Source organism: Aliagarivorans marinus DSM 23064 (genome assembly GCF_000429485.1).
In the GTDB taxonomy this organism is placed as follows: Bacteria; Pseudomonadota; Gammaproteobacteria; order Enterobacterales; family Celerinatantimonadaceae; genus Aliagarivorans; species Aliagarivorans marinus.
In genome coordinates this window covers 101,154-126,831 of sequence record NZ_AUBY01000018.1, presented here as the reverse complement: position 1 = coordinate 126,831, position 25,678 = coordinate 101,154, and the positions used below count along the sequence as shown (strand labels likewise).

Sequence of the window (25,678 nt, the reverse complement as noted above, 5' to 3'; positions counted from 1 at the left end):
TCGGGGGCATCCTGACAATCAAATGGACATGGTCAATTTGAACATTTAGCTCAACGATTTTGCATTTCTTCATTGAGCTGTAGATGTAGATCCCTCTATGCCGCTCTTTGCCTAAGCTCCCCTTCAGGAGCTTGAATCTGTACTTTGGCGTCCAGACGATGTGATACTGACAACGATAGAATACGTGTGAAGCGGATTCATATCTGCTCATGTTAGTTGTTCTCCTATTTGCTGGTTACAAACAGGTTGAACCTTCTAACATGAGCGCTCTTCGGGCAAAGCCCACAAGAACGATCACCACCTCCATAGGAGGTGGTTTAATACTGATAACAAAAAGGCAGCCGAAGCTGCCTTTACTCTAAGAAATGCTAGCGCTATTGGCTATTTTTTCTTCGCTTTAGCGTTTGGTAGGTCAGTAATGCTACCTTCGAAGACTTCAGCCGCCAGGCCCACAGACTCGTGCAGGGTTGGGTGAGCATGGATGGTCAAAGCGATATCTTCAGCATCACAGCCCATCTCGATGGCCAGACCAATCTCGCCCAGCAATTCACCACCATTAGTACCCACAACCGCGCCACCGATAACCCGACCCGATTCTTTATCGAAGATCATCTTGGTCATGCCGTCAGCACAGTCAGATGCAATCGCACGGCCAGATGCGGCCCACGGGAATACCGAGGCTTCGTAGTTGATGCCCTGCTCTTTGGCTTCCTTCTCGGTCAGACCCACCCAGGCCATTTCTGGCTCGGTGTAAGCAATCGATGGGATCACTTTCGGGTCGAAGAAGTGTTTCTTGCCAGCGATTACCTCAGCGGCAACGTGGCCTTCGTGCACACCTTTGTGGGCCAGCATTGGCTGACCGACGATATCGCCAATCGCAAAGATATGCGGCACGTTGGTTTGCAGTTGCTTATCGACTTCAATAAAGCCGCGCTCAGTCACTTCAACACCGGCTTTCTCGGCATCCAGACCCAGGCCATTTGGCACTCGACCTACCGCCACCAGCACGGCATCGTAGCGAACAGGATCATGCGGCGCTTGCTTACCTTCGTAGCTTACGTACAGACCGTCTTTCTTCGCTTCAACTGCGGTAACCTTGGTTTCCAGCATGATGTTGAACTTGTTTTTAACACGCTTGGTGTAGGTGCGAACGATGTCTTTGTCGGCCGCAGGAACCAGCTGGTCAGCAAACTCAACCACATCGATGTTACTGCCCAATGCGCTGTATACGGTGCCCATTTCCAGGCCAATAATACCGCCGCCGATAACCAGCAGTTTTTCTGGTACTTCACGCAGTTCCAGCGCATCGGTGGAATCCCAAACACGTGGGTCGTTATGCGGGATAAACGGCAACTGCACCGGACGCGAGCCCGCCGCAATAATCGCATTATCAAAGTTGATGGTGGTGGTTTCACCGTCGTCGCCCTGCACTTCCATGCTGTTAGCGCCGGTGAATTTACCCAGGCCTTGGACAACCTGAACCTTACGCATCTTGGCCATACCTTCCAGGCCGCCGGTCAGCTTACCGACTACCTTCTCTTTCCAGGTACGGATCTTATCGATGTCAGTTTGTGGCTCGCCGAATACGATGCCGTGATCGGCCAGAGATTTGGCTTCTTCAATCACCTTGGCAACGTGTAGCAATGCTTTAGATGGGATACAGCCAACGTTCAAGCAAACCCCGCCTAGGGTTACGTGACGTTCAACAATTACGGTTTCCAAACCTAAATCGGCAGCGCGGAATGCAGCAGAATAACCCGCAGGGCCTGCGCCCAATACTACCACCTGGGTCTTAATTTCCTTTGTCATGTGGACCTCTTGGTATCGTTGATTGCCGCTTTTGAGTGTAGAGCGGTAAGCGGCTAAATCGAGTTTACGGTTAATGTTGGGAAAAAAGAAGAGCTAGCCCGGGGGCCAGCTCATACTTCCCACTAAAGCACTAAGCGACGGATATCACTCAAAATGCCGTTCAGCGTGGTAATAAAGCGCGCACCATCAGCACCGTCGATCACCCGGTGATCGTAAGACAGTGCCAGCGGCAACATCAGCTTAGGAACAAACTCACTGCCGTTCCATTTCGGCTTCATCTCACTGCGAGACACACCCAAGATAGCCACTTCTGGTGCATTCACGATTGGCGTGAACTGAGTTCCACCGATGCCGCCAAGGCTAGAGATGGTAAAGCAGCCACCCTGCATATCGCTGGCGGTCAGCTTGCCAGAGCGCGCCTTCTTGGAGATCTCAGTCAGCTCTTCCGACAGCTCGTAGATGCCTTTCTTGTTCACATCACGTACTACTGGAACCACCAAGCCGTTTGGCGTATCAACTGCCACACCGATATTGACGTACTTCTTCAGGATCAGGCTGTTGCCATCGTCGGATAGCGCCGAGTTGAACTTAGGCATAGCTTCCAAGGTCTTGGCCACGGCCTTCATCATAAATACCAGCGGCGTGATCTTGAAGCCAAGCTCTTGTTTGGCGGCAATCACGTTCTGCTCTTTACGGAAGGCTTCCAGCTCGGTGATATCAGTCTCATCGAACTGAGTCACATGCGGGATCTGTACCCAGTTACGGTGTAGCGCAGGACCAGAGATCTTCTGGATACGCGACAGTGGGATCTCTTCAATCTCACCGAACTTGGCGTGATCAACACTTGGCCAATCTGGGATGTTCAGGCCAGTACCGCCGCCACCCGACTCCGCTTTACGTACCGCACGTTTAACGTAGTTCTGTACGTCTTCTTTAACGATGCGTCCTTTACGGCCACTTGCGGCAACCTTCGACAGGTCGATACCAAACTCGCGCGCCAAACGGCGAACCATTGGCGAGGCATGGATGTAGGCACTGTTCTCGACAAAGCCGCCTAGATCGCCTTCATCTTCTGCCGCTGGCTTAGCGGCTGGAGCTGGCGCAGGCGCCGGTTCAGCCGCGGGCTTCGGCGCTTCAGCAGGGGCGCTAGCTGCGGCGGCAGGTGCACCACTGACTTCAAACACCATAATCAAGGAGCCAGTTTTTACCTTATCGCCTACCGCGACTTTGATTTCGGTAACGGTGCCAGCAAACGGTGCAGGTACTTCCATGGCGGCTTTATCGCCTTCCACCGAAATCAGACTCTGCTCGAGCTCTACCCGGTCGCCCAGTGCGACCATCACTTCGGTGACTTCTACTTCGTCATCACCGATATCTGGCACGCTCACTTCCAACACCTCTACCGCAGCGGCTGCGGCAGGCGCAGCTTCTTCGGCAGGAGCCGCTGCTGGCGCATCACCAGCAGCTTCAAAGATCATAATCAGGCTATCGGTTTCAACTTGGTCGCCCACCGCAACCTTGATCTCTTTGACCACACCAGCGGCACTGGCAGGAACTTCCATCGCCGCCTTGTCGCCTTCAACCGAGATAAGGCTCTGCTCAACTTCAACAGTATCGCCAACCTGAACCAGGATTTCGGTAACTTCTACCGCATCGGCGCCAATATCAGGGACTTTGATTTCAATAGTCATTGCTTGCTGTCCTTACGCATAAAGTGGGTTAAGTTTGTCGGCGTCAATACCGTATTTGGCGATGGCGTCCACCACCACTTTCTTGTCAATCTCACCTTTGGCTGCCAGCTCAGTCAGAGTAGCCACCACGATGTAATCGCTGTTCACCTCGAAGTGACGACGCAAGTTCTCGCGGCTGTCACTGCGGCCGAAGCCATCGGTACCCAGGACGCGGTAAGCACCCGGTACATAAGCGCGAACCTGCTCAGCGTAGAGCTTCATGTAGTCGGTAGCCGCAATGGTCGGCTTGTCGCTCAGTACGCTGGTGATATAGGGCACTTGGGCTTCAGCGGTCGGGTTTAGCATGTTGAAGCGATCAGCGGTTTGGCCATCACGGGTCAGCTCATTGAACGAGGTCACACTGAAGATATCAGAGCCGATGTCGTACTCGTCGCTCAGCACCTGAGCCGCTTGCAGCACTTGCTGCATGATGGTGCCAGAGCCCAACAGTTGAACCTCTGCTTTGCTGCCCTTAGTAGACTTGAACTTGTAGATACCCTTGCGGATTCCCTCTTCAGCACCTTCCGGCATCGCAGGCTGGTGATAGTTCTCGTTCATCAAGGTCAGGTAGTAGTACACGTTCTCTTGTTCGCCATACATGCGCTTCAGGCCGTCTTGCAGAATTACGGCAACTTCGAAGGCGAAGCTTGGGTCGTAAGAGATACAGTTCGGAATGGTGTTAGCCAGAATCAAGCTGTGGCCATCTTCGTGCTGCAGACCTTCACCGTTTAGGGTGGTGCGGCCAGCCGTTGCGCCCAGCAGGAAGCCGCGGGCTTGTTGGTCACCGGCCATCCAGCACATGTCGCCAACACGTTGGAAACCGAACATAGAGTAGTAGATGTAGAACGGAATCATCGGCACATCGTTGGTGCTGTACGAGGTGGCGGCAGCTACCCATGAGCTCATCGCGCCCAGCTCGTTGATCCCTTCTTGCAGTACCTGACCGCTGGTGTCTTCTTTGTAGTAAGACACTTGCTCACGGTCTTGCGGGGTGTAGATCTGACCGTGTGGGTTGTAGATACCAATCTGACGGAACAGACCTTCCATACCGAAGGTACGTGCTTCGTCGGCAATAATCGGCACGATATTCTTACCAATGGACTTGTCTTTGAGCATCACGTTCAGAGCGCGCACATAGGCCATGGTGGTGGAGATCTCACGCTTCTGCTCGCCCAGCAAAGCATCAAAGGCACCCAACTCAGGAATAGTCAGCTCACCGGTGAAGTTAGGCAGACGCTGCGGCGTGTAGCCTTTCAACTCTTTACGGCGGGCATGCAGGTACTCGTATTCTTCGCTGCCTTCTTCCAGCGTCAGGTACGGCAGGCTTGGCAAGTCTTCATCGCTTACCGCGACTTTCAGACGGTCACGCACGTGCTGTACGTGGGTCATGTCCATCTTCTTCACCTGGTGAGCGATGTTCTTACCTTCAGCCGCTTCACCCATGCCGTAACCTTTTACGGTTTTGGCCAGGATAACGGTAGGCTTGTCGCCGCACTTGCGGGCGTTGTCAAAGGCGGCGAACAGTTTAACCGGATCATGACCACCGCGGCGCAGGGCGAAGATCTCGTCATCGCTCATGTCTTTTACCAGCTCAGCAGTTTCGCTGTACTTACCGAAGAAGTGCTCGCGCACGTAAGCGCCGTACTTCGACTTAAAGGTCTGGTAGTCGCCGTCCACGGTTTCGTTCATCAGTTGCAACAGTTTGCCTGAGCTGTCTTTCTCCAGCAGGCTATCCCACTCGCTACCCCAGATAAGCTTAACCACGTTCCAGCCAGCACCTTTGAACAGACCTTCCAGCTCTTGGATGATCTTGCCGTTACCCATTACCGGGCCGTCTAAGCGCTGCAGGTTACAGTTAATCACAAAGCACAGGTTGTTGAGCTTCTCGCGAGCGGCGAAGGAGATCGCGCCGCGTGATTCTGGCTCGTCCATCTCACCGTCACCCAAGAAGGCGTAAACACGTTGCTCGGTGGTGTCTTTCAGGCCACGACCATTCAGGTACTTAAGGAAACGCGCTTGGTAGATAGCCGAGATAGGGCCCAAACCCATCGATACGGTTGGGAATTGCCAGAACTCAGGCATCAGTTTCGGGTGTGGGTAAGAGCTTAGGCCTTTGCCGTCCACTTCTTGGCGGAAGTTATCCAGCTGGTCTTCGCTCAAGCGACCTTCAACAAAGGCGCGAGCATAGATACCTGGAGAGATATGGCCTTGGTAGTAAACCAAGTCGCCGCCGTCTTTTTCGTTCGGCGCGCGGAAGAAGTGGTTGAAACAGGTCTCGTAGAATGCCGCTGAAGACTGGAACGACGCCATGTGGCCGCCCAACTCCAAGTCTTTTTTAGAAGCGCGCAGCACAATCATGATGGCATTCCAGCGGATGATAGAGCGAATGCGACGCTCAATATCCAGATCCCCTGGGTAGTCTGGCTGATCTTCTACATTGATGGTGTTGATGTAATCCGTGGTAATAGCGCCGCCCACCGGACCCAAGCCTTGTAGCTTAGCGCCGGCCAGCACTTGCTCCATCAAGAACTGAGCGCGTTCAATTCCGTCCTCGCGAATAACAGATTCAATGGCTTCGATCCATTCGCTGGTTTCCAGTGAATCTACATCATGCTTCAGCGTGTCTGACATGACTGTTTCCTTAGTGTTAGATTAACAGTGTTCCCACAATCCCGAACCGGGTTGTCCGTGTTAGATTTTCAGTTGCCGTAAACGTCGATTCGAGCGCTCAACCCGGCTCTCCTCGCGTTCAATTTCCAATAAGGTTTCTTCAATAAATGCCAAGTGTTGATGGGAAGCTTCGCGGGCTTGATCCGGTTGGCCATCGAGGATGGCTTTTAACATCGTACTGCGATGCTGACGGATCTTGCTGGTTACGCTAGGGCGTCGATACAGCAACTCAAAGTTACTCAGAACGTTGGCTTCCAGCAGCGGAGCTAAACCGCGGATAAGGTGAAACAGCACTAAGTTATGCGACGCTTCCGCAATCACCTCATAGAGCGCCACAACCGCTTTGGCTTCCGCCGCGCTATCGCCTTGCTCCTGCGCTAACTCAACCCGTGTATAACAAAGCTGAATCTTTTCGAGGTCACCTTCGGTGCCGCGCAGCGCTGCGTAGTAAGCAGAAATTCCCTCAACCGCATGACGAAACTCTAATAGATCGAGTTGAGACTCATCATGCTTGGCTAACAATTCAAACAGCGGATCGGTTAACCCGTCGCGCAGTTTGTGTTGCACAAAAGTGCCGCCCCCTTGGCGTCGAACCACTAAGCCTTTGGCTTCCAGCTTTTGAATCGCTTCGCGTAGCGAAGGGCGCGATACATCAAACTGCTTAGCTAACTCACGCTCTGCAGGCAGGCGCTCGCCCGGGGGCAGGCTGCCTTCCAGAATCATTCTTTCCAACTGTTCAACGATGACGTCGGAAAGCTTGGCGGGTTTAACTCGTTGGTAGTTCATTTAATTCCATTAACATTGGTAATACCAATTTACACCGCAAAAAACTAACAAACCGTAAACATAAAGTCCAGCTAAATTGATTGAAATCAATTTATTCGAGATGTGACAGCGGTTTTACCTCATTTGATAGGTTTATCACCAGACAGGTAAGACCATTTTCACCAAATCTTCACATTTTGAGTGATGATACAGACTGAAATGTTAAACTCTCGATTAACAACTGCGCAAAACGGCCAGTGAGGTACAGCGAATGGAATCTGATAATGGACGAGCAGTGAGGAAGGTATAGACCTAGCGTTTACGCCGCTCAAACCAACAAGCGGCGAAAGTAAAAGAGATGGGTATACAGAGATTTACAGCGACGGTGCTAACCTAAATCACTTGGCCGGTAATCGTCATCAGCGAAAGTATCGCAATCGCCAGCAGCATGCCGCGCTTAGCCAAACTGACATAACGCGTGGTAGTTTCTACGCATAAGCTACTGCCTTCGGTATCGATCTCTTCGGCAGCGGTAGCGACCTTCGCCAACCAATAGCCGTTACTATGCTGGCGATCTTTTAAGGCACTCAGCCAAGGCACTGCGGCGCTGGCCGCGTTACCCACCAATATATAGCTCAAACCCGCTAAGCGACTGGGCAGCCAATCAACCAAGTGCATCAAACGATGGATCCAAGCGGCATCATGTTCTGGCTGAAGCCGATAGTTGTAGCAATGTAGCTCCCGGCAGCAGGCATAGAACACCGCACCAGCAGGACCAAGCAACACGAAGAAAAACAAGATAGCAAAGTAGTAGCGATAGTTGAGCCACACCAACTGAGTACCGGTTGTCACAGCCAAGCGCTCGCCGCTGTCCACGCGGTGGTGTTCATGCATACCTTGTAGCAGGGTCTGATTGAAGTGCTCACAGGCTTGTTGATCGCCATCGGCAGCAGCCCTTAAATAGTCGCGGTAGGAGCATTGCAACGGGGGGCAGCCAAGGGTTAAGAAAGGAACAGCCACCCACAGCAGCAACGACCCGAGCCCCCAGTAGCGCCCTTGCAAAAACAGTTGCAGCGCAACCACCAAGGCAACGGGTAAGGCAATCCCCAACAGTGCCTGAAGCGGCCAAGACTGATTCTGCAGACGTTTAATCAACTGATGATAACTGGCCTGCCACAACCAGTGGGTTCCCGAGTGGCGGATCCGCTCTAAGCTGAGTGCGAGCAAAAGAGACAGCAGCGACATTGAAATTCCTATTTTGCGCTGTAAGGCATTGTTCTGCTTAGTCTAGCGAGAGCTAAGTGTCAGCGTCTACTTACTTAACTGGCTGAGTAGCCGCGACCAATCAAATTCTCGACCGGGATCGGTCTTTCTCCCAGGCGCGATGTCGCTGTGGCCCACTATTCGCGATTTACTTAAGTTGGGATAACGCGCCAGCAAACTCTGGCAAACCTCGGCTAAGCGTTGGTACTGGACGTCAGTAAACGGGCTGTGGTCGGTCCCCTCCAACTCGATGCCGATGGAGAAATCGTTGCAACGCTCACGCCCTTCAAAACTAGACACACCAGCATGCCAGGCGCGCTTGTCCAGCTCGACAAACTGCTGCAACTGCCCTTCGCGGTCGATAAACAAATGCGCAGATACCCGCAAGCCTTCCAGCTCTTCAAAATTAGGATGGCTTTGGCAGTCTAGACAGCCCTGAAACAAATCGGTGACTTGCGGCCCGCCAAACTGCCCTTCGGGCAAGCTAATACAGTGGATCACCACCAACGAGATATCCGAGGGGTCGGGACGATCATCGAAATGGGGGGACGGCGTCCACAGCGCTTCGGCAAGTCGTTGTTCGGGCTGTTCTGAAGGTAGTTTCTGAGTCATCGTCTAACGAGGTTTCGTTGCTGGCTTTCGAGGATTAACTCCGATGCTATCGTTGCCCTCCACAAACAGCAAGCGGCGAGAAGCAGCGATACCATAACGCGGCGAAGTCAGATAAAATAACGCCTCGGGCGCACAAGTATCAGCATGATTATAAACCGCCTGAATAGAACTAGACCCGGATGGGATCGTAGCCCCTCAACCCTTATCTCAACTGAGAAACCAGCATGCAGATAGAACAATTGCGCGCCAACGTAAGCGCCGCTCTGGAAGAGGACCTTCAAGGACTCGACGCGAACAACGATATCACCGCCAACCTCATCCCTGCTGAGCAACGCAGCCAGGCAAAAGTGATTAGCCGCGAACCGGCTATCTTTTGTGGCCGCCCGTTTGCCGACGAAGTATTTCGTCAGCTCGGAGAAGAGGTCACCATCGAGTGGCTGGTCGAAGATGGCGAGCGAGTCGAAATCAATCAAACGCTTTGCCGACTGGAAGGCCCGTCTCGCGCACTACTGACTGGCGAGCGAACCGCCCTGAACTTTATTCAGACCCTGTCCGGCATCGCCACCACTGTGGATGCCTATATGGAGCGCCTTAAAGGCACTCAATGTCGCCTGCTCGATACCCGTAAGACGCTACCAGGCCTGCGCTTTGCCTCAAAGTACGCAGTAACCTGCGGCGGCGGTACTAACCACCGTTTTGGTCTGTTCGATGCCTTCTTGATTAAAGAGAACCACATTATGGCCTGCGGCGGTATCGCCCAAGCGGTGGCTAATGCGCAAAAGATCGCGCCGGGTAAAACCGTAGAAGTGGAAACCGAGAGCCTCGATGAGTTCCAGCAAGCGCTGGAAGCCGGTGCCGATCGCATCATGCTGGATAATTTTAACGAAGCGATGATGCGCGAAGCGGTAGAGCTCAACCAAGGCCGCGCCGAGCTAGAAGTGTCTGGTAACGTTAGTCTGGACACCATCGGCCGCTTTGCTCAAACCGGTGTCGACTTTATCTCAGTGGGCGCGCTGACCAAGCACGTGCAAGCCGTAGACCTATCTATGCGATTCGAGTTGTAAACTCTTAAAATCATCAATTATGGCTGTACAGTTTTTTGTACAGCCATCCTTCCATACAGCTCACAACTTTCACACAAAGTTTGCCTCAAAATCCGAAAAACTATACTAATTAGAAACGTATGCTTTACTTACTAAAAGCATCGTAGTGGCACGGATGCCCGAGAGTTACGTTAAGTAGTTGCTTAGCGCTGTGCTTCTTTGGCTTCGGCCGCCACAGGTAAATAAACACTAACGCTGTATACAAGGATGAAATAATGAAATCACTACACCGCTTAACTGCTAAGGCCCAACACAAACAAGCTGGTTTTACACTTATCGAGTTGATGATCGTGGTAGCGATTGTGGCTATTTTGGCTGCTGTGGCGTTGCCGGCTTATCAAACGTATACCCAGCGAGCCAAATTCTCTGAGGTTGTATCGGCTACAGGCCCAGCAAAAACTGCTTATGAGGTCTGTGTTCAAGGAAACAGCCTAACAACTTTAGCTTTAGCCGGCGGCACTGGTACTGGTTCAGTTGCCTGCCATACAGCTGCGACAAACGCGGTATCAGGCAACTTTGATACAAGCAAAGTTGCAACTGTCGCGATGACAGCTGCGGGGTTGATTACCGCAACTGCACATGCTGACCTAGGTGGTTATACTTACACACTTCAAGCAGCTATTGACTCAACAAGCAGCCAAGTTACTTGGACTAAGGGTGGAACCTGCTTAACTAACGGCGTTTGCTAATAAATGCCCAGCAGTACCCTCCAAGGTGGTCTAGCACCTAGCTTGGCCACCGCTTTTCCCGATAAACAAAGCCGGCTCCATGAGCTGGCTTCTCGTGCAAAGCAAGAAAACCGACCTTTTGTCTCCTTACTGGTTGAGAGTGAAACCCTAACAGGGGAAGAGCTGGCACAGTTTTGCGAGGTCCAGTTCGGTCTACCGCTACTAGATTTAGATGGGGTTGAGCTAGGGGCGATTCCTGAGAAATACCTTAATCGCTCACTAATTCTCAAACACCATGCGCTCCCGGTCTACAATCGGCAAAACACGCTCTATGTCGCCATGTCTGACCCCAGCAATGTTACAGCGCTGGAAGACTTTGGCTTTAGCTTTAGCTTGCATGTCGAGGCCTTGTTGGTCGAAGAGCATAAACTCGCTAAAGCAATCAACCATCTAGTCGACGATAGCAGCAACCTTAGCCTTGATGATATTAGCGATGCCGATATCTCTGATTTAGAGGTTAGCGAGCAAGAGTCGCGCCTCGATGAAGAACAAAGCCGGGAAGATGACACCCCCATCGTGGTGTATATCAACAAGATTTTGATGGATGCAATCCGCCGGGGGGCATCGGACTTGCACTTTGAGCCTTACGAGCACCGTTTTCGTATCCGTTTTCGCATCGATGGAATACTTCACGAGATAGCAGCCCCACCAGTTAATCTCGCCAACCGCTTTTCGGCACGTCTAAAAGTGATGGCCAAGATGGATATTGCCGAACGCAGGCTGCCGCAGGATGGTCGCATTAAGATAAAAACCGGCCACAACAAAGCCATCGATATGCGGGTAAACTCCCTGCCCACCATGTGGGGCGAAAAGATCGTATTGCGGATCCTCGACTCATCCGCCGCCAAGCTCAATATCGATGTGCTTGGCTACGAAGAGAAGCAAAAGCAGCTATATCTCAAGGCGCTGAGCCGCCCACAAGGGATGATCTTGGTTACCGGTCCCACCGGCTCTGGTAAGACCGTATCCCTGTATACCGGGCTAAATATTCTTAATACCGATGAAGTGAATATTTCCACTGCTGAAGATCCAGTAGAGATTAACCTCCCCGGTATCAACCAAGTTCATATCAACAACCGTGCTGGGCTCACCTTTGCCAGCGCCCTGCGCGCTTTTTTACGTCAAGATCCCGATGTGGTAATGGTCGGTGAGATTCGAGACTTGGAAACTGCCGAGATCGCCATTAAAGCCGCACAGACCGGTCACTTGGTGCTATCGACACTACATACCAATTCGGCCGCTGAAACGCTAACTCGCTTGCTCAATATGGGTGTGCCGGCCTTCAATATTGCCTCTTCTGTCAGCTTGATTATCGCCCAGCGCTTGGCTCGGCGTTTATGTGAACACTGCAAAAAGCCTGCAGACATAGCAGCTGAGCACTACCAAGAGCTGGGCTTTAATCAGCAGCAAATCGATGCAGGGATCAGCGTCTATGAGCCCGTCGGCTGCGAGCACTGCACCAGCGGCTACAAAGGCCGCGTTGGTATCTATGAAGTGATGCCGATGAGTGGAGATATCGCACGATTAATTATGGAACAAGGCAACTCACTACAAATTGCCGCTCAGGCCGAGACAGAAGGCATGTACAACTTACGCATGTCGGCACTGGAAAAAGCCCGCAATGGGGTGACCAGTCTGGCAGAAGTAGAGCGCGTCACCTCTATCTAGTATTCATCCGGCGACGTAAAGCCGCCCCACTCTGAGAAGGATGCTTATGGCCAAGGCAAGGACTGCAAAAGCCAAAACCATCAAAAACATCAGCACTTACCAATGGCATGGCATTAACCGCAAGGGCAGTAAAGTCAGCGGCGAGATGCAGGCGGAAAGCACAATCCAAGTCAAAGCGGAGATGCGCAAGCAGGGTGTGAACATCACCAAGGTCAGCAAGAAGTCAGAGAGCTTTCTGGCACGCTTGCAAGACAAAGTGAACGCCATGGATATCTCGGTGATCTCGCGCCAAATTGCCACCATGCTCACTGCCGGTGTACCACTGGTGCAAAGCCTTGGGATCATCTCTAAAAGCGCAGAAAAACCCTCGCTACGTAGATTAATGGGCGAAGTAGCCGGTGAAGTGGAAACCGGCACAGCTTTAAGTGAGAGCCTGCGAAAGCATCCTCACTTCTTTGACGACCTGTATTGCGATCTGGTGGAAGCGGGCGAGCAAAGTGGCGCTTTGGAAACGATCTATGACCGCATTGCGTCTTACAAAGAAAAAGCCGAAGCCCTCAAATCTAAGATTAAAAAGGCCATGTTCTACCCGACTGCAGTGATCATTGTCGCCATTGTGGTCACATCCATCTTGCTGCTATTTGTGATCCCCCAGTTCGAGGATATCTTTGCCGGCTTCGGTGCGGAGTTACCCGCATTTACCCAGATGGTCATTGGGATATCTCGCTTTATGCAAAAAGCTTGGTGGCTGATTTTTGGGATCGCTGGATTTGCTATCTGGTCTTATATGCAAGGCCTCAAGCGCTCGCAAAAAGTGCGCGATGCCACAGACCGAGCGGTACTTAGAATTCCCATTATCAGCCCCATTTTGCATAAGGCTGCTATGGCCCGCTTTGCCAGAACCTTGTCGACCACGTTTGCAGCGGGTATTCCCCTTATTGATGCACTCGTGGCTGCAGCTGGCGCCTCCGGCAACGTGGTCTATCGCCAAGCCATCATGTCGATCCGCAGCGAGGTCACCAGCGGCATGCAGATGAACGTTGCCATGCGCACCGTAAATCTGTTCCCAGATATGGTGACCCAGATGGTAATGATTGGTGAAGAGTCCGGCTCGCTCGATGGTATGCTCGACAAGGTCGCCAATATCTATGAACAGCAAGTGGACGATGCGGTCGACGGACTCACCAGCTTGATAGAGCCATTAATAATGGTGGTGCTCGGGGTGCTGGTTGGTGGTATGGTGGTCGCCATGTACCTGCCCATCTTTACCTTGGGCACCGTTGTTGGCTAGAACACTGATTTCGCTGTAATGACTGACTTAATTACCTACTTCCCCATGCTTGCCTTGGCCTTCTGCTTGGTGTTTTCGCTATGCGTGGGTTCCTTCCTAAACGTGGTGATTCACCGCCTACCGCTGATGATGGAGCGCCAGTGGCAAGCTGAGTGCGACGATTATTTGGCCCAGCAAGACGATAGCAGCGAGCCTGCTTCGCCAAGTGCTAGCGAGCAACCCGCCCCGTTTAATCTTATGGTACCCCGCTCTCGTTGCCCTGAATGTAATAGCCTTATCCGTGCCTGGCAAAACATCCCGGTGATCAGTTGGCTGCTGCTCGCTGGCAAGTGCGCGAACTGCAAAACCAAGATCAGCATTCGCTATCCGCTGGTAGAGATAGCAAGCGCACTGCTGTGCTTGGCATGCTGGTCGGTGTTTGGCTTTACCACCAGCTTTGTGTTCGCCAGCCTGTTTAGCTGGCTGATGCTCACTCTGGCATTGATTGATTTCGATACCATGCTGCTCCCGGACCAACTAACGCTGCCAGGTATGTGGCTGGGCTTGCTGCTAGCCACGCAAAGCCTGTTCGCCTCCCCCATCGATGCGATCATTGGCGCGGCTGCTGGCTATCTGTTTCTATGGTCAATCTTCTGGGCATTTAAGCTGCTCACCGGTAAAGAAGGAATGGGCTATGGCGACTTTAAGCTCTTGGCCTTGATTGGAGCGTGGTTTGGTTGGCAAGCCTTACCGCTGGTCGTACTGCTGTCCTCGCTAAGCGGTGCGGTACTGGGCATTGTTTTGCTGGTGACCCGCCGCCAACAGCAAGGACAGCCGATGCCCTTTGGGCCTTACTTGGCGATGGGCGGCTTATGCTATCTCTATGTCGGCCCCGAGCTCTACCAGTGGTATCTGGGAGCGCTGCTATGATTGTCGGCCTGACCGGAGGCATCGCCAGTGGTAAAACCGCGGTTTCAGATTACTTAGCTGAGCAGGGCGTTCCAGTGGTGGATGCGGATGTCGTGGCGCGCCAGGTGGTCGAGCCGGGCCAATCGGCACTCGCATCGATCGCGCAGCACTTTGGCCACGAACTGCTACAGGCAGATGGCAGCTTGGATAGAGCCGCACTGCGCCAGCGAATCTTTAACAATCACCAAGAAAAACAGTGGCTCGAAGCGCTACTTCATCCGCTCATCCGCAAAACTATTCGCAAGCAATTGGATGATGCACAGGGACCCTACAAGTTACTGGTAGCCCCGCTGCTACTAGAGAACGGATTGGAGAGCATGGTTGACCGGGTATTAGTTATCGATGCGCCCGTCGACGCACAGCTTAACCGCGGCGCCGCCAGAGACAACAACAGCCGTGAGCAAATCGAGCAAATTGTCGCTGCGCAACTCCCACGAGAGCAGCGCGTCGCCAAGGCCGACGATGTTATTTGCAATGACCAAGACCTCGAACACTTGCAGAAACAAGCGCTAGCTCTCCATCAGCGCTACTTAGAGCTGGCAAAAGCCCATGACAGAATTTGACTCAGTCGTTACACTACTTCACATTAACGCTTAGAAGTTGAGCAAAGACTTGGGGCCTATGGGTACGCTGACATACGAACATCCACTGAATGAAAAAACCCGCAACTACTTACGGTTGGAGCACCTGTTCAACAGCCTGTTAAAGGCCAGCTCGTTGCAGGGCGACATGCACCAGCAGGTGTTTTTCAAGGTATTGTTCGATCTCGCCGAGGTACTCGAGCGCTGTGATTGGCGCAGCGATCTGCTGAAAGACTTCACCAAGTATGGCCAGCAACTTCAGCGCTGGGCAGAGCAGCCCGGCGTCGATACCAGCAAGATTGAGCAACTTCAGGCCGAGCTCACCGCGCTAAGCCAACAGATCCATAAGATTGCTCGCATCAATGATCACCTCAAAGAAGATCGCCTGCTCAACAGCGTGCGCCAACGCATCAACCTGCCCGGCGGCCACTGTGATTTTGACCTTCCGCAGCTGCATTGGTGGCTAAGCCAACCTCAGCAAACCTTTATGAGCTCGGTAGAGGGCTGGATTGCTCCCTATCAACCGCTGTTGCAGGCGATTAACCAGATCATGCTGATTATTCGCCAGCAGAGCCACAGTAGCGATGTGATTGCCGCAGGCGGCTTCTACCAAGGTGTAGCCGAAAACTGCTGCCTGTTGCGTATCGAAGTCCCTGATGAAGTAGCGGCCTACCCAACCGTGAGTGGTCACAAACACCGCTTCGCGATAAAATTCCTACCCACCAATAACCAAGAGCCTGGCGATATTCCTTGCCGACTCTACTGCTGCAAGATAAGTGAATGAGTAAGACCGTAGTAAATTGCCCGACCTGCAACGCTGAAGTTGTCTGGGAGCCACAAAGCCAGTTCCGCCCTTTCTGTAGCGAGCGCTGTAAACTGATCGATTTGGGTGAGTGGGCCAACGAAGAGAAACATATTCCCGGCCAGCCGATTCAAGAAGACGAAGACAAGCCCGATAGCTGGGAGTTCTAAGCTTTTACAAGCAGGCGGCTTATCTTCTGTATCGAGCCAGTGTTATAGAGCCTCTTGTAACAGCTCAACAATTGTCTGATTCGCTTCGGGGAACGCCAGCGTTAGTAACTCAGCCTTTGCCACCCAACGCAGAGGCTGCCCTTCTCGCCCTTCGGGCTTGCCAGTAAACGCCGGAATGACATAGACCTGCAGGCATACTTGCTTGTCGCCATAGTCATGGGAGATATCGATTAGATGGCTAGCCTGCCCAGCGTCAATATCGATGCCCAACTCTTCATGTAACTCGCGCTGCATCGCCTCTAGCACTGTCTCATTAGGCTCAATCTTGCCGCCGGGAAACTCCCATAGGCCCCCTTGGTGCTGTGAGGCATGGCGTTTACTCAACAATATCTGTTGTTGCTGAACAATCACGCCAACGGCAACATTCACAGTTTTCATCTCTTATCCTTATATTTACGCTCTAACGTTCGCCACCGACAGGCTAATAAACACATCCGTTAAACTCAATGGTTTCAGTGCTTAGAGAGAAACAACTTGAGTACAGCTTAACCATGCCGCCGCGATAGACAAACTGCTGCAGCGCGCCGGATTGCTTATCAAAAAAGCGGATCGGAATCTCGAGTGCCTCAAAGCCACTGGAGTGGTATATTGCCGGTTGATAGGCAAACAGGAATGCACTGTCTGCACCCGCTGCGCATAGCTGCTGCTCAAGTGCATCCATCAGCTTTTTACTGTAACCCCGCTTGCGCTGTGCTGGCGCAACTGCGATGGAGCCGATAATGCCTGCGCTAAACACACTATCGCCCTGTTGCACCTCCCGCAGATAGGCTAAGCCGAAGCCAACTAGCTGCGCTTGCTCTCGCAATACCGCTGCGCAAAGCAGCTCAGGATTGATATCAAGGGCCAAGGGCTCACCGAAGGTTTGCTGCAAAAATGCCTCCACACTGGGCGCAATCTCGCTTAGCCCTTCAGCATCTAGTATCTGGTCCATAGCTGACTCCTTGCTACTTCTCACCCTTGGGCGTCAAACACGCCCTGGACAACGATCAAAAAGGGGGAGCCAATGCTCCCCCTTCAAATCATCAAGCGGCAGCTTAGCTCAGCTTGCCATGACAATTTTTGTATTTCTTGCCTGAGCCACATGGGCATGGGTCGTTACGGCCCACTTTTGCACCTTCGCGCTGGAACGGCTGTGCCGCTGCTGGCGCTTGCTCATCACCTTCTCCAGCCATGGCTTGCGCCTGCTGGTGCTGCTGCTGGCGCATCGCTGCTACACGACGTTCCGCTTCCTGACGCTTGGCTTCCATAGCGGCCACTTCTTCTTGTGACTGCACCTGAACCCGGCTCAGGATGCTGATGACATCGCTCTTAAGCGCTTCCAGCATTTCGGTGAACAGCTCAAACGACTCGCGCTTGTACTCTTGCTTCGGATTCTTCTGAGCGTAACCACGCAGGTGAATACCTTGACGAAGATGATCCATCGCCGCCAAGTGCTCTTTCCACAGCTGGTCAAGGGTCTGCAACATGGCTGACTTCTCGAACTGGCGGATCGCCTTCTCACCAACGATTTCTGACTTACGCTGGTACTCGGCAACAGCTGACTCAATGATCTTATCGCGCAGCTTCTCTTCGTAGAGCTTGTCGTCCTCTTCCAACCATTTCTGGATAGGTAGCTCCAAGCCAAAGTCACTCTTCAGACGGGTTTCCAGCCCAGGCACGTCCCACATCTCTTCCAGAGACTGAGGCGGAATGTAGCCGTCGATAACATCGTTGTACACATCGCCACGAATACGGTCGATGGTCTCAGATATATCATCGCTGTCCATCAGCTCGTTACGCTGCTCGTAGACCACCTTACGCTGGTCGTTGGCCACATCATCAAACTCAAGCAGCGACTTACGAATATCGAAGTTACGGCCTTCAACCTTACGCTGAGCGTTCTCAATGGCGCGCGTTACCCATACGTGCTCGATGGCTTCACCACGCTCCATACCCAGCTTCTTCATCATGCCGCTTACGCGGTCAGAGGCAAAGATGCGCATCAGGCTGTCTTCCATCGACAGGTAGAAGCGTGAGGAGCCAGCATCACCTTGACGACCAGCACGACCACGCAGCTGGTTATCGATACGGCGTGACTCGTGACGCTCAGTACCGATGATGTGCAGGCCGCCGTTAGCGAGTACCGCATCGTGACGCTCTTGCCACTTCTGCTTGATGTCCGCAATCTGGTGCTCGCTAGGATTATCCAGCGCATCCAGCTCAGCTTGTAGGCTACCGCCCAATACAATATCCGTACCACGACCCGCCATGTTGGTAGCGATGGTTACCGCGCCCGGCAGACCCGCTTCAGCAACGATGGTTGCTTCTTTCTCGTGGAACTTAGCGTTAAGTACTTGGTGCTTGATCTTCTGTTTCTTCAGAATGCTTGAGATAAGCTCTGAGTTTTCAATCGATACCGTCCCCACCAATACCGGGCGACCCGCTGCAACACACTCGTTGATATCAGCGATAATCGCTTCGTATTTCTCTTCGGCGGTCAGGTAGACCAAGTCACCACGGTCATCACGCACCATCGGTTTGTTGGTGGGTACCACCACGGTGTTCAAACCGTAGATGCTTTGGAATTCGAAGGCTTCGGTATCGGCAGTACCGGTCATACCGGCCAGCTTCTGGTACAAGCGGAAATAGTTCTGGAAGGTGATCGATGCCAGCGTTTGGTTCTCGTTCTGGATCTTCACGCCTTCTTTGGCTTCAACGGCCTGGTGCAGACCTTCTGACCAGCGACGACCCGGCATAGTACGGCCGGTGTGCTCGTCAACGATCACGATCTCGCCCTCTGGGCTTACGATGTAATCAACGTCTTTTTCGAACAGGGTGTGGGCACGTAGCGCCGCATTCACATGGTGCAACAGGCTAATGTTTGCCGCGTTGTACAACGAGTCGTCCTGCTCCAGCATACCGCGCTGTTTGAGGGTGTCTTCCACAAACACCTGGCCATTCTCAGTCAGGTGAACCTGCTTGTTCTTCTCATCGACCGTGTAGTGACCATCACCGATTTTTTCTTCGCTATCTTCCTCTTCTTGGCGGACCAACAATGGGATAACGTCGTTGATCTTGCGGTACAGCTCAGAGCTGTCTTCCGCAGGGCCAGAGATAATCAGCGGGGTACGCGCTTCGTCGATCAGGATCGAGTCCACTTCATCGACTACCGCATAATTAAGCGGACGCTGCACGCGCTGCTCTGGTACGAAGGCCATGTTGTCACGCAGGTAATCGAAGCCAAACTCGTTGTTAGTACCGTAGGTAATGTCGGCGGCGTAGGCTTCTTTCTTGGCCTCGTGGTCCATACCGGCCACGTTCACCGAAACGGTCATGCCCAGGTATTCAAATAGTGGGCGATTCCACTCGGCGTCACGACGGGCCAGGTAGTCGTTCACGGTAATCACGTGAACGCCTTCGCCACTTAGTGCATTCAGGTAGGCTGGCAGGGTTGCGGTCAGGGTTTTACCCTCACCGGTGCGCATCTCAGCAATTTGATGCTCATTAAGCACCATACCGCCCACCAGCTGCACGTCGAAGTGACGCATGCCGAACACGCGTTTAGAGGCTTCACGTACCGTGGCAAACGCTTCTGGAATCAAGGCATCCAGATTTTCGCCTTTCTCCAGGCGGTCACGGAACTCTTGAGTCTTGGCTTTTAGCTCTTCGGCAGATAGCTTTTCAAAGTCCGGCTCAAGCTGGTTGATCAGCTTGACCACTTTGCGCAACTTCTTGATCGTACGATCGTTGCGTGTACCGATTACTTTGGTTACTAATTTACTAATCATGTTGTTACTTTCTAGTTCTCGAATTCCAAATCGCTATCCGCGAGCCTTACGATAAATATACTTGCTCGGATTCAGCGGACGTCCATGACGCAATACTTCAAAATGCACATGCGGGCCGGTGGAGCGCCCAGTGCTTCCCATTAATGCAACTTCCTGCCCTTTGGCAACGATGTCGCCGGCAGCTACCAGTACATCGCTGGCGTGGGCATAGCGCGTCACCATCCCATCGCCGTGTTCAATCTCTACCAACTTGCCGTAGCCGAAATGATCGCCGGCCCGAACCACCACACCTGCGCCAACCGCGAAGATGGGGGTACCTTCAGCCCCTGCGATGTCCACCCCGCGGTGAAACGACTGCCGCCCCGTAAAGGGGTCGATCCGTGAGCCAAAGCGCGAAGACAGCCACACACCTTCACCGTAGGAGGGCCATCCAGACAAATAACTATCACTTTGCAGATGGTGGCGCTGTTGCCAAGATTCAAGCACCCCCAGTTGTTTTTTGCTTTGATTGAGATCTAGTTCAATCCCCGCCAAGCCTTGATAGATACTATTCAACTCAGGAAACTGCTGGCGATAGTCCAGCATCGGGCCACCTTGTGCCATCGAGGAGTCGGGTAGTTCAGGCTCGAAGCTGAGATCCGAGTAGGACTCAAGGCGCTGATTCAATGCCTCTGCCAGCTCTTCATCATCGGCTAAACGGGCCCCGGCCTGTTTTAGCTTGCTGACTTCGGCGCGCAATATACCGACTTGAGATGACAGTAGTTTGACTTGCTCGGGCTGAATCTCAGCTTGCTGCAATACCTGTTGTCGAAGAGTCTGCAGCTCCAGCTGGTAGGCGTGATTTTGCGAGGATAGCAGGCGATACTGCGCACTACCCCAGTAGATGGCGGACCCGGCAAGCAGGCACAACAGTGTCGTCAGCCAAACAATGCTGAAGGGATGCAAGCGTAGCGTTTTGGTCTGGCCCTTATGGGCGTATACTAAACGGAGTTTCATCGCCAATATGCGTTACTATGTCTAAACGTCAGCACCAACCACTCGAGCTTTCGAAATTACTGCATCAGAAGCAGTTTTCTCACTTAGAAGCTCAAATTAATAACAAACAGCAGTTTCAACAGGCCGCTGGCGCGGTACTGACTGAATTTCACTTAGATAACTGCAGAGCCAGTTATGCCCGTCAGGGGGTGATATTAATTGAAGCACCAAGCGCTGCATGGCAAAACCGCCTGAAACAGCTGCGTTTTGACCTCTTGAGCCGCTTTCGTCAAGCCTTGCCCGGCGTGGTTAGCCTAGACATTAAAATTAATCCAAAGCTGAACAGCATTAAACCAGAAGCAGCGCCAAAAAGCACGGCGAAACAGCAATTAAGCCCGACGGCGGCGAAGCACATCACAGAAGTATCAGAGCGTGTAGGCGGGGAGTTAGCTGAAAAGCTTAAGAAATTGGCGGCTCTGGCGGGAGAGAAGTAGCCAGCACCGCAAACTAAGGTTGATGCGTTAGAACGAGTAGGCGGTTTGTTGAACCGCAACAGGGGCATCTGCCTGTTCTTCGAAGGTGACCAGTTCCCACGCTTCTTGGTTAGCCATCATCTCTCTAACCAGAGCGTTGTTTAGGGCGTGGCCCGATTTAAAGGCGCGGAGATGGCCCAGAATCGGATAGCCCGCTAGGTACAAATCACCCACGGCGTCTAGCAGCTTGTGTTTAACGAACTCGTCGTCGTAACGCAAGCCGTCTTCGTTAAGGATCCGGTACTCATCCAGAACAATGGCGTTGTCCAAACCGCCACCCAAGCACAGATTACGCGACTGCAAAAACTCAATGTCACGCATAAAGCCAAAGGTACGCGCCCGCGAGAGTTCCTTCACAAACTGACCAGCATTAATCTGCATGCTCAGCTGTTGGTTCCGACCTTTCATGGCCGGGTGGTCGAAATCAATCGCGAAGTCAGCGGTGAAGCCTTCGTTGCTTGGTAGCAACTCAGCCCACTTATCATCAGCTTCAACTCGGATAGGCTGTTTAATGCGGATGAACTTCTTAGCCGCATTTTGCTCTTCGACACCCGCTGTTTGCAGCAGATACACGAAGGGACTGGCGCTTCCATCCATAATCGGCAGCTCAGGGGCATCCACTTCCACGATCAGGTTGTCGATACCAAAGGCAGCGATTGCCGCCATAAAGTGCTCTACGGTAGAAACTTTTTCACCATTGTCATCAATCAAGCAAGTACACAGGGTGGTCTCACGCACCAACTCTGCGCTTGCCGGAATGGTCACGGCAGGCTCGAGATCAACTCGATTAAACAGCACACCAGTATTCGCTGGTGCAGGACGCAAGGTAATAGTGACCTTGTTTCCTGAATGCAAACCTACGCCTGTCGCTTGAACCGACTTCGCTAGTGTTCGCTGTTTGATCATAGATTTAACTCCTGCGTTACGACCAAAGAATCTCTAAATGGTCGGACATCTTAACACAAAATATGTGTTGGTCACACATTTTGACTACATTTTAATCGCAAGCTGATATTTTAATCTGCTTGGCGGCGCAAAAATGCCGGGATATCCAGGTACGCGCCCTCATTTCCAGTGTTACGCGTCTCGCCGTTACCCACTGCGACTTTCTGCTCAATCACTGGCGCTTCATCGCTGGCAGTTTCTGGTTGAACGGTCGGTGCGTTAACCGCTTGTTGCTGAGGCTTAACAATGGTCATCTCAGGACGACGCTCGGTGCCAATACCGGTAGCAACAACAGTCACACGCAGCTCATCGCTCATTTCTGGGTCAAGCACTGCACCCACAACTACTGTAGCGTTCTCAGAGGCGAAAGCTTTAACGGCATTGCCCACAGTTTCGAATTCTTCGATACCCATATCGAAGCCAGCGGTGATGTTTACCAAGATACCGCGTGCACCTGCCAAATCGACATCTTCTAGCAGCGGGCTAGAGATCGCCATATCTGCAGCTTGCTCTGCACGGTCTTCACCGCTTGCAATACCTGTGCCCATCATCGCAGTGCCCATTTCACGCATCACGGTGCGAACGTCTGCAAAGTCGACGTTGATCAGACCAGAGCGAGTAATCAGCTCGGCAATACCCTGTACCGCGCCAAGCAATACATTGTTGGCTTCTTTGAAGGCATCCAACAGTGACACGCCACGGCCCAATACTTTAAGCAGCTTGTCGTTAGGAATGGTAATCAGTGAGTCCACGTGCTTGGCCAGCATCTCAATGCCTTGGCTGGCATAGCTGGTACGCTTTTTACCTTCAAAGCTGAATGGCTTGGTCACTACCGCAACGGTAAGAATGTCCAGCTCCTTGGCAACTTCTGCCACCACAGGTGCCGCACCGGTGCCGGTACCACCGCCCATACCTGCCGCAATAAATACCATATCGGCACCTTGCAGCTGGCTCATGATCGCTTCGCGATCTTCCAAGGCAGCCTCACGACCCACCTCTGGGTTTGCACCAGCTCCCAAGCCCTTGGTAATGGTGCTACCGATTTGGATGGTGTTGTCAGCACTGGAGTTACGCAGTGCCTGCGCATCGGTGTTGATGGTAATGAAGTCGACGCCTTCGATGGACTGGGCCACCATATGCTCAACTGCGTTACCGCCGCCGCCACCTACGCCAACAACTTTGATTACCGCCTCATCGGTATGATTTTCCGCATCAATAATTTCAAACATGGTTCTCTCTCCGCTTGTTCCGCCGCACTGGCAAAAACTTAAAACTCACCTTTAAACCAACTGTGGAGCTGTTTCATCATATTGCTCACCACAGAGATTTGCTTCTGTTCAATAGGTCTAACTTGTTGATTTTCCATACCGTAATGCAACAAACCTACGGCTGTGGAATAGGTGGGCGCCTGTACGTATTCGGTGAGACCGCTAACCCGCAATGGAGTTCCCACTCGTACCTGACACTGCAACACACTTTCGGCGCATTCCACGATGCCCTCGATTTGTGCCGCACCACCGGTCAGCACCACACCAGCCCCGAGCTGTAACTTGTCACCCTGAGCGATCAGATCGTCAGAGACTTCGTCCAGCTTGGACTTAATCATGCTGAATAATTCGCTGTAGCGAGGCTCAATCACCTCCGCTAACGTTTGGCGCTGCAAGCAGCGCGCTGGTCGACCGCCGACGCTAGGCACTTCAATGGTGTCTTCACGACTAACCATCTGACCTAACGCGCAGCCATAGCGTACTTTGATTGCCTCGGCATCACCCAAAGGCGTGCCAAACACCGTGGCGATATCCCGGGTTACCGAGTTGCCGGCAAATGGCACCACCGAGGTGTGGCGTAGTGCGCCATCGGTATAAATCGCAATATCCATGGTGCCTGAGCCGATATCCACCAGGCACACACCCAACTCTTTTTCATCTTCGGTCAGCACCGAGTAGCTCGATGCCAGCGCCGAGAAGATCAGCTGGTCAACTTTGAGATCGCAGCGCTCTACGCACTTCACGATGTTCTTCACCATGTCGTTATGACAGGTAATCAGATGCACCTTGGCTTCCATTCGCACGCCAGACAGGCCAATCGGGTTCTTGATGCCCTCTTGGTAATCGATGGAGAACTCCTGCGGCAACACATGCAGGATGCGATGCTCGTCAGGCAGCTTGATTGACTTGGCGGTATGGATGGCGTTGTCCACGTCATCCTGCGTCACTTCTTCGTCACCAATCGGCACCATGCCTTTTTCATTCAGGCAGCGGATATGGTGGCCACTCACACCCAGATAGACCGAGCTGATCTTGCAGTCCGCCATATGCTCGGCTTCGTACAAGGCCTTTTGCACAGTCTTCACCACCGAGTCGAGGTCGTTCACCCCGCCCTTGTCCATTCCCTGGGCGTCATGACTGCCTACGCCGATAATGTTCATCTCATCGCCGGGTAGTACCTCGCCAATCAATGTGGTGATCTTGGCGCTGCCAATATCCAGACCAACAATCAGCTTTCTATCCGTTACCTTGGTCATCTACCAATAAACCTTCTTCTTGCTTCCATCCGACCGCAAAGCCGGTGTCATAACGTAAGTCGATGTAGGCAATGGCAGCGCTATCCAACTGTGGATAGAGCGCCAAAAACCGCTTAAGACGATTAACCCGATCGTCTTGTCCCAGTTCCAGGGTCATTCCATCGGTAAGCTTGAGTGACCAAGCATGTCGGTCACTGAGGCTCACCGCCGCCAGGCTTAGCTGACGGCTGTCTAACAGCTGCTGCAGCTCTTGGTAGACCTGCAACACTTGTGGCGCCTGGTCATCAGGGCCACTTAGCAGCGCTAAAGGCTGCTGAATCCGTTCATGGGGTGCATCGAAGATCTCCCCTTGGCGGTTAAGCAGCGCCGCCTTGTTCCAGCGCGCCGCGACTTGCTGTTGCTGTAAGCCGACCCGCAGTTTGTCGGGCCAAGACTTGCGTACCGTGACCTGTTTTACCCACGGCAGCTGCTCCAGCTTGTCCTTCACCTCATTCACATCGAGGGTGAAGAAGTTGCCCGCCTCTGGCAACTCAGCCAGTGCTTGTTGCAACTCTTGGTCAAGCACATAGCCTCGCTGACCACTGATATACAGCTTGCTCATCGGCTGTAGCTGTTTATCGCTCAGGTGGCGATAGGTCGCAACACAGCCGCCCAACACGCTGAGCAATACAGCGATAAAAAAGCCCAAACCCGCCCAATACTTCCAGTCAAACTGTTGAGCTTGAGCGTCCATG

Annotated in this window: 24 protein-coding genes; 9 read left to right on the top strand and 15 right to left on the bottom strand. The window is 52.7% G+C overall.

Going from position 1 to position 25,678, the window contains the following annotated elements:
* The 7 genes from tnpA to ampD all read right to left on the bottom strand — a co-directional run.
* Positions 1-211: IS200/IS605 family transposase (tnpA, locus tag G461_RS25850; RefSeq protein WP_026971562.1), on the bottom strand; the 211-nt coding region annotated here is incomplete at its 3' end.
* A 170-nt stretch (positions 212-381) separates the two neighbouring features.
* Positions 382-1,809 (bottom strand): dihydrolipoyl dehydrogenase, encoded by a 1,428-nt coding sequence (gene lpdA / locus G461_RS0108845; RefSeq protein WP_026971561.1) that lies wholly within the window; start codon positions 1,807-1,809, stop codon positions 382-384.
* A gap of 122 nt (positions 1,810-1,931) precedes the next feature.
* Positions 1,932-3,500, bottom strand: a complete 1,569-nt coding sequence (aceF, locus tag G461_RS23780; protein WP_035479849.1) for a pyruvate dehydrogenase complex dihydrolipoyllysine-residue acetyltransferase — start codon at positions 3,498-3,500, stop codon at positions 1,932-1,934.
* A gap of 12 nt (positions 3,501-3,512) precedes the next feature.
* A complete protein-coding gene (gene aceE, locus G461_RS0108835) occupies positions 3,513-6,170 on the bottom strand; it encodes a pyruvate dehydrogenase (acetyl-transferring), homodimeric type (protein ID WP_026971560.1) in 2,658 nt (885 codons plus the stop codon).
* 60 nt (positions 6,171-6,230) lie between these two features.
* Entirely contained in the window at positions 6,231-6,995 is a 765-nt protein-coding gene (pdhR, locus tag G461_RS0108830) for a pyruvate dehydrogenase complex transcriptional repressor PdhR (protein WP_026971559.1), read from the bottom strand.
* Between the two features lie 372 nt (positions 6,996-7,367).
* On the bottom strand, positions 7,368-8,219 hold the full coding sequence (gene ampE / locus G461_RS0108825; RefSeq protein ID WP_026971558.1) for a beta-lactamase regulator AmpE: 852 nt from the start codon (positions 8,217-8,219) through the stop codon (positions 7,368-7,370).
* Positions 8,220-8,285: 66 nt separating this feature from the next.
* Positions 8,286-8,849, bottom strand: a complete 564-nt coding sequence (gene ampD / locus G461_RS0108820) for a 1,6-anhydro-N-acetylmuramyl-L-alanine amidase AmpD (protein ID WP_026971557.1) — start codon at positions 8,847-8,849, stop codon at positions 8,286-8,288.
* A gap of 224 nt (positions 8,850-9,073) precedes the next feature.
* Between ampD and nadC the strand changes: the two genes are divergently transcribed.
* The 8 genes from nadC to yacG all read left to right on the top strand — a co-directional run bounded on the left by nadC (position 9,074) and on the right by yacG (position 16,140).
* Complete coding sequence (gene nadC, locus G461_RS0108815; protein ID WP_026957912.1) at positions 9,074-9,913, top strand: carboxylating nicotinate-nucleotide diphosphorylase; 840 nt, start codon at positions 9,074-9,076, stop codon at positions 9,911-9,913.
* 254 nt (positions 9,914-10,167) lie between these two features.
* The gene (locus tag G461_RS0108810) at positions 10,168-10,641 is read left to right on the top strand and encodes a pilin (protein WP_035479845.1); all 474 of its coding nucleotides are present in this window, start codon (positions 10,168-10,170) and stop codon (positions 10,639-10,641) included.
* Positions 10,642-10,644: 3 nt separating this feature from the next.
* Positions 10,645-12,348 (top strand): type IV-A pilus assembly ATPase PilB, encoded by a 1,704-nt coding sequence (gene pilB / locus G461_RS0108805; RefSeq protein WP_026971555.1) that lies wholly within the window; start codon positions 10,645-10,647, stop codon positions 12,346-12,348.
* Between the two features lie 46 nt (positions 12,349-12,394).
* Positions 12,395-13,639, top strand: a complete 1,245-nt coding sequence (locus tag G461_RS0108800) for a type II secretion system F family protein (RefSeq protein WP_051333461.1) — start codon at positions 12,395-12,397, stop codon at positions 13,637-13,639.
* An 18-nt stretch (positions 13,640-13,657) separates the two neighbouring features.
* The gene (locus G461_RS0108795) at positions 13,658-14,548 is read left to right on the top strand and encodes a prepilin peptidase (protein ID WP_026971553.1); all 891 of its coding nucleotides are present in this window, start codon (positions 13,658-13,660) and stop codon (positions 14,546-14,548) included.
* Positions 14,545-15,150: a dephospho-CoA kinase gene (gene coaE / locus G461_RS0108790; protein WP_026971552.1), complete on the top strand. Its 606-nt coding sequence runs from the start codon at positions 14,545-14,547 to the stop codon at positions 15,148-15,150. Before G461_RS0108795 ends, coaE begins: the two co-directional genes overlap by 4 nt.
* Before the next feature lie 58 nt (positions 15,151-15,208).
* On the top strand, positions 15,209-15,952 hold the full coding sequence (gene zapD, locus G461_RS0108785; RefSeq protein WP_035479842.1) for a cell division protein ZapD: 744 nt from the start codon (positions 15,209-15,211) through the stop codon (positions 15,950-15,952).
* Positions 15,949-16,140, top strand: a complete 192-nt coding sequence (gene yacG, locus G461_RS0108780) for a DNA gyrase inhibitor YacG (RefSeq protein ID WP_026957919.1) — start codon at positions 15,949-15,951, stop codon at positions 16,138-16,140. The genes zapD and yacG overlap by 4 nt, the downstream gene beginning before the upstream one ends.
* Before the next feature lie 42 nt (positions 16,141-16,182).
* Here yacG and mutT read toward each other — a convergent pair whose 3' ends face one another.
* The 4 genes from mutT to G461_RS23775 form a co-directional block, all read right to left on the bottom strand.
* Positions 16,183-16,578 (bottom strand): 8-oxo-dGTP diphosphatase MutT, encoded by a 396-nt coding sequence (gene mutT, locus G461_RS0108775; RefSeq protein WP_026971550.1) that lies wholly within the window; start codon positions 16,576-16,578, stop codon positions 16,183-16,185.
* A gap of 43 nt (positions 16,579-16,621) precedes the next feature.
* Complete coding sequence (locus G461_RS0108770) at positions 16,622-17,131, bottom strand: GNAT family N-acetyltransferase (RefSeq protein ID WP_026971549.1); 510 nt, start codon at positions 17,129-17,131, stop codon at positions 16,622-16,624.
* A 103-nt stretch (positions 17,132-17,234) separates the two neighbouring features.
* Positions 17,235-19,967 (bottom strand): preprotein translocase subunit SecA, encoded by a 2,733-nt coding sequence (secA, locus tag G461_RS0108765; RefSeq protein ID WP_026971548.1) that lies wholly within the window; start codon positions 19,965-19,967, stop codon positions 17,235-17,237.
* 33 nt (positions 19,968-20,000) lie between these two features.
* Complete coding sequence (locus G461_RS23775) at positions 20,001-20,963, bottom strand: M23 family metallopeptidase (protein ID WP_051333459.1); 963 nt, start codon at positions 20,961-20,963, stop codon at positions 20,001-20,003.
* 17 nt (positions 20,964-20,980) lie between these two features.
* Here G461_RS23775 and G461_RS23770 point away from each other — a divergent pair, with 17 nt between their 5' ends.
* Complete coding sequence (locus G461_RS23770; protein WP_051326529.1) at positions 20,981-21,436, top strand: DUF721 domain-containing protein; 456 nt, start codon at positions 20,981-20,983, stop codon at positions 21,434-21,436.
* Positions 21,437-21,463: 27 nt separating this feature from the next.
* On the opposite strand, the gene lpxC is transcribed toward G461_RS23770, so the two are convergent.
* The 4 genes from lpxC to G461_RS0108735 all read right to left on the bottom strand — a co-directional run bounded on the left by lpxC (position 21,464) and on the right by G461_RS0108735 (position 25,677).
* Positions 21,464-22,381 (bottom strand): UDP-3-O-acyl-N-acetylglucosamine deacetylase, encoded by a 918-nt coding sequence (gene lpxC / locus G461_RS0108750; RefSeq protein ID WP_026971547.1) that lies wholly within the window; start codon positions 22,379-22,381, stop codon positions 21,464-21,466.
* Positions 22,382-22,491: 110 nt separating this feature from the next.
* Entirely contained in the window at positions 22,492-23,649 is a 1,158-nt protein-coding gene (gene ftsZ, locus G461_RS0108745; protein ID WP_026971546.1) for a cell division protein FtsZ, read from the bottom strand.
* Positions 23,650-23,687: 38 nt separating this feature from the next.
* Positions 23,688-24,944, bottom strand: coding sequence for a cell division protein FtsA (ftsA, locus tag G461_RS0108740; RefSeq protein WP_026957925.1), 1,257 nt, complete (start codon positions 24,942-24,944; stop codon positions 23,688-23,690).
* Entirely contained in the window at positions 24,925-25,677 is a 753-nt protein-coding gene (locus tag G461_RS0108735; protein ID WP_026971545.1) for a cell division protein FtsQ/DivIB, read from the bottom strand. Before G461_RS0108735 ends, ftsA begins: the two co-directional genes overlap by 20 nt.
* Position 25,678 lies beyond the last annotated feature (1 nt).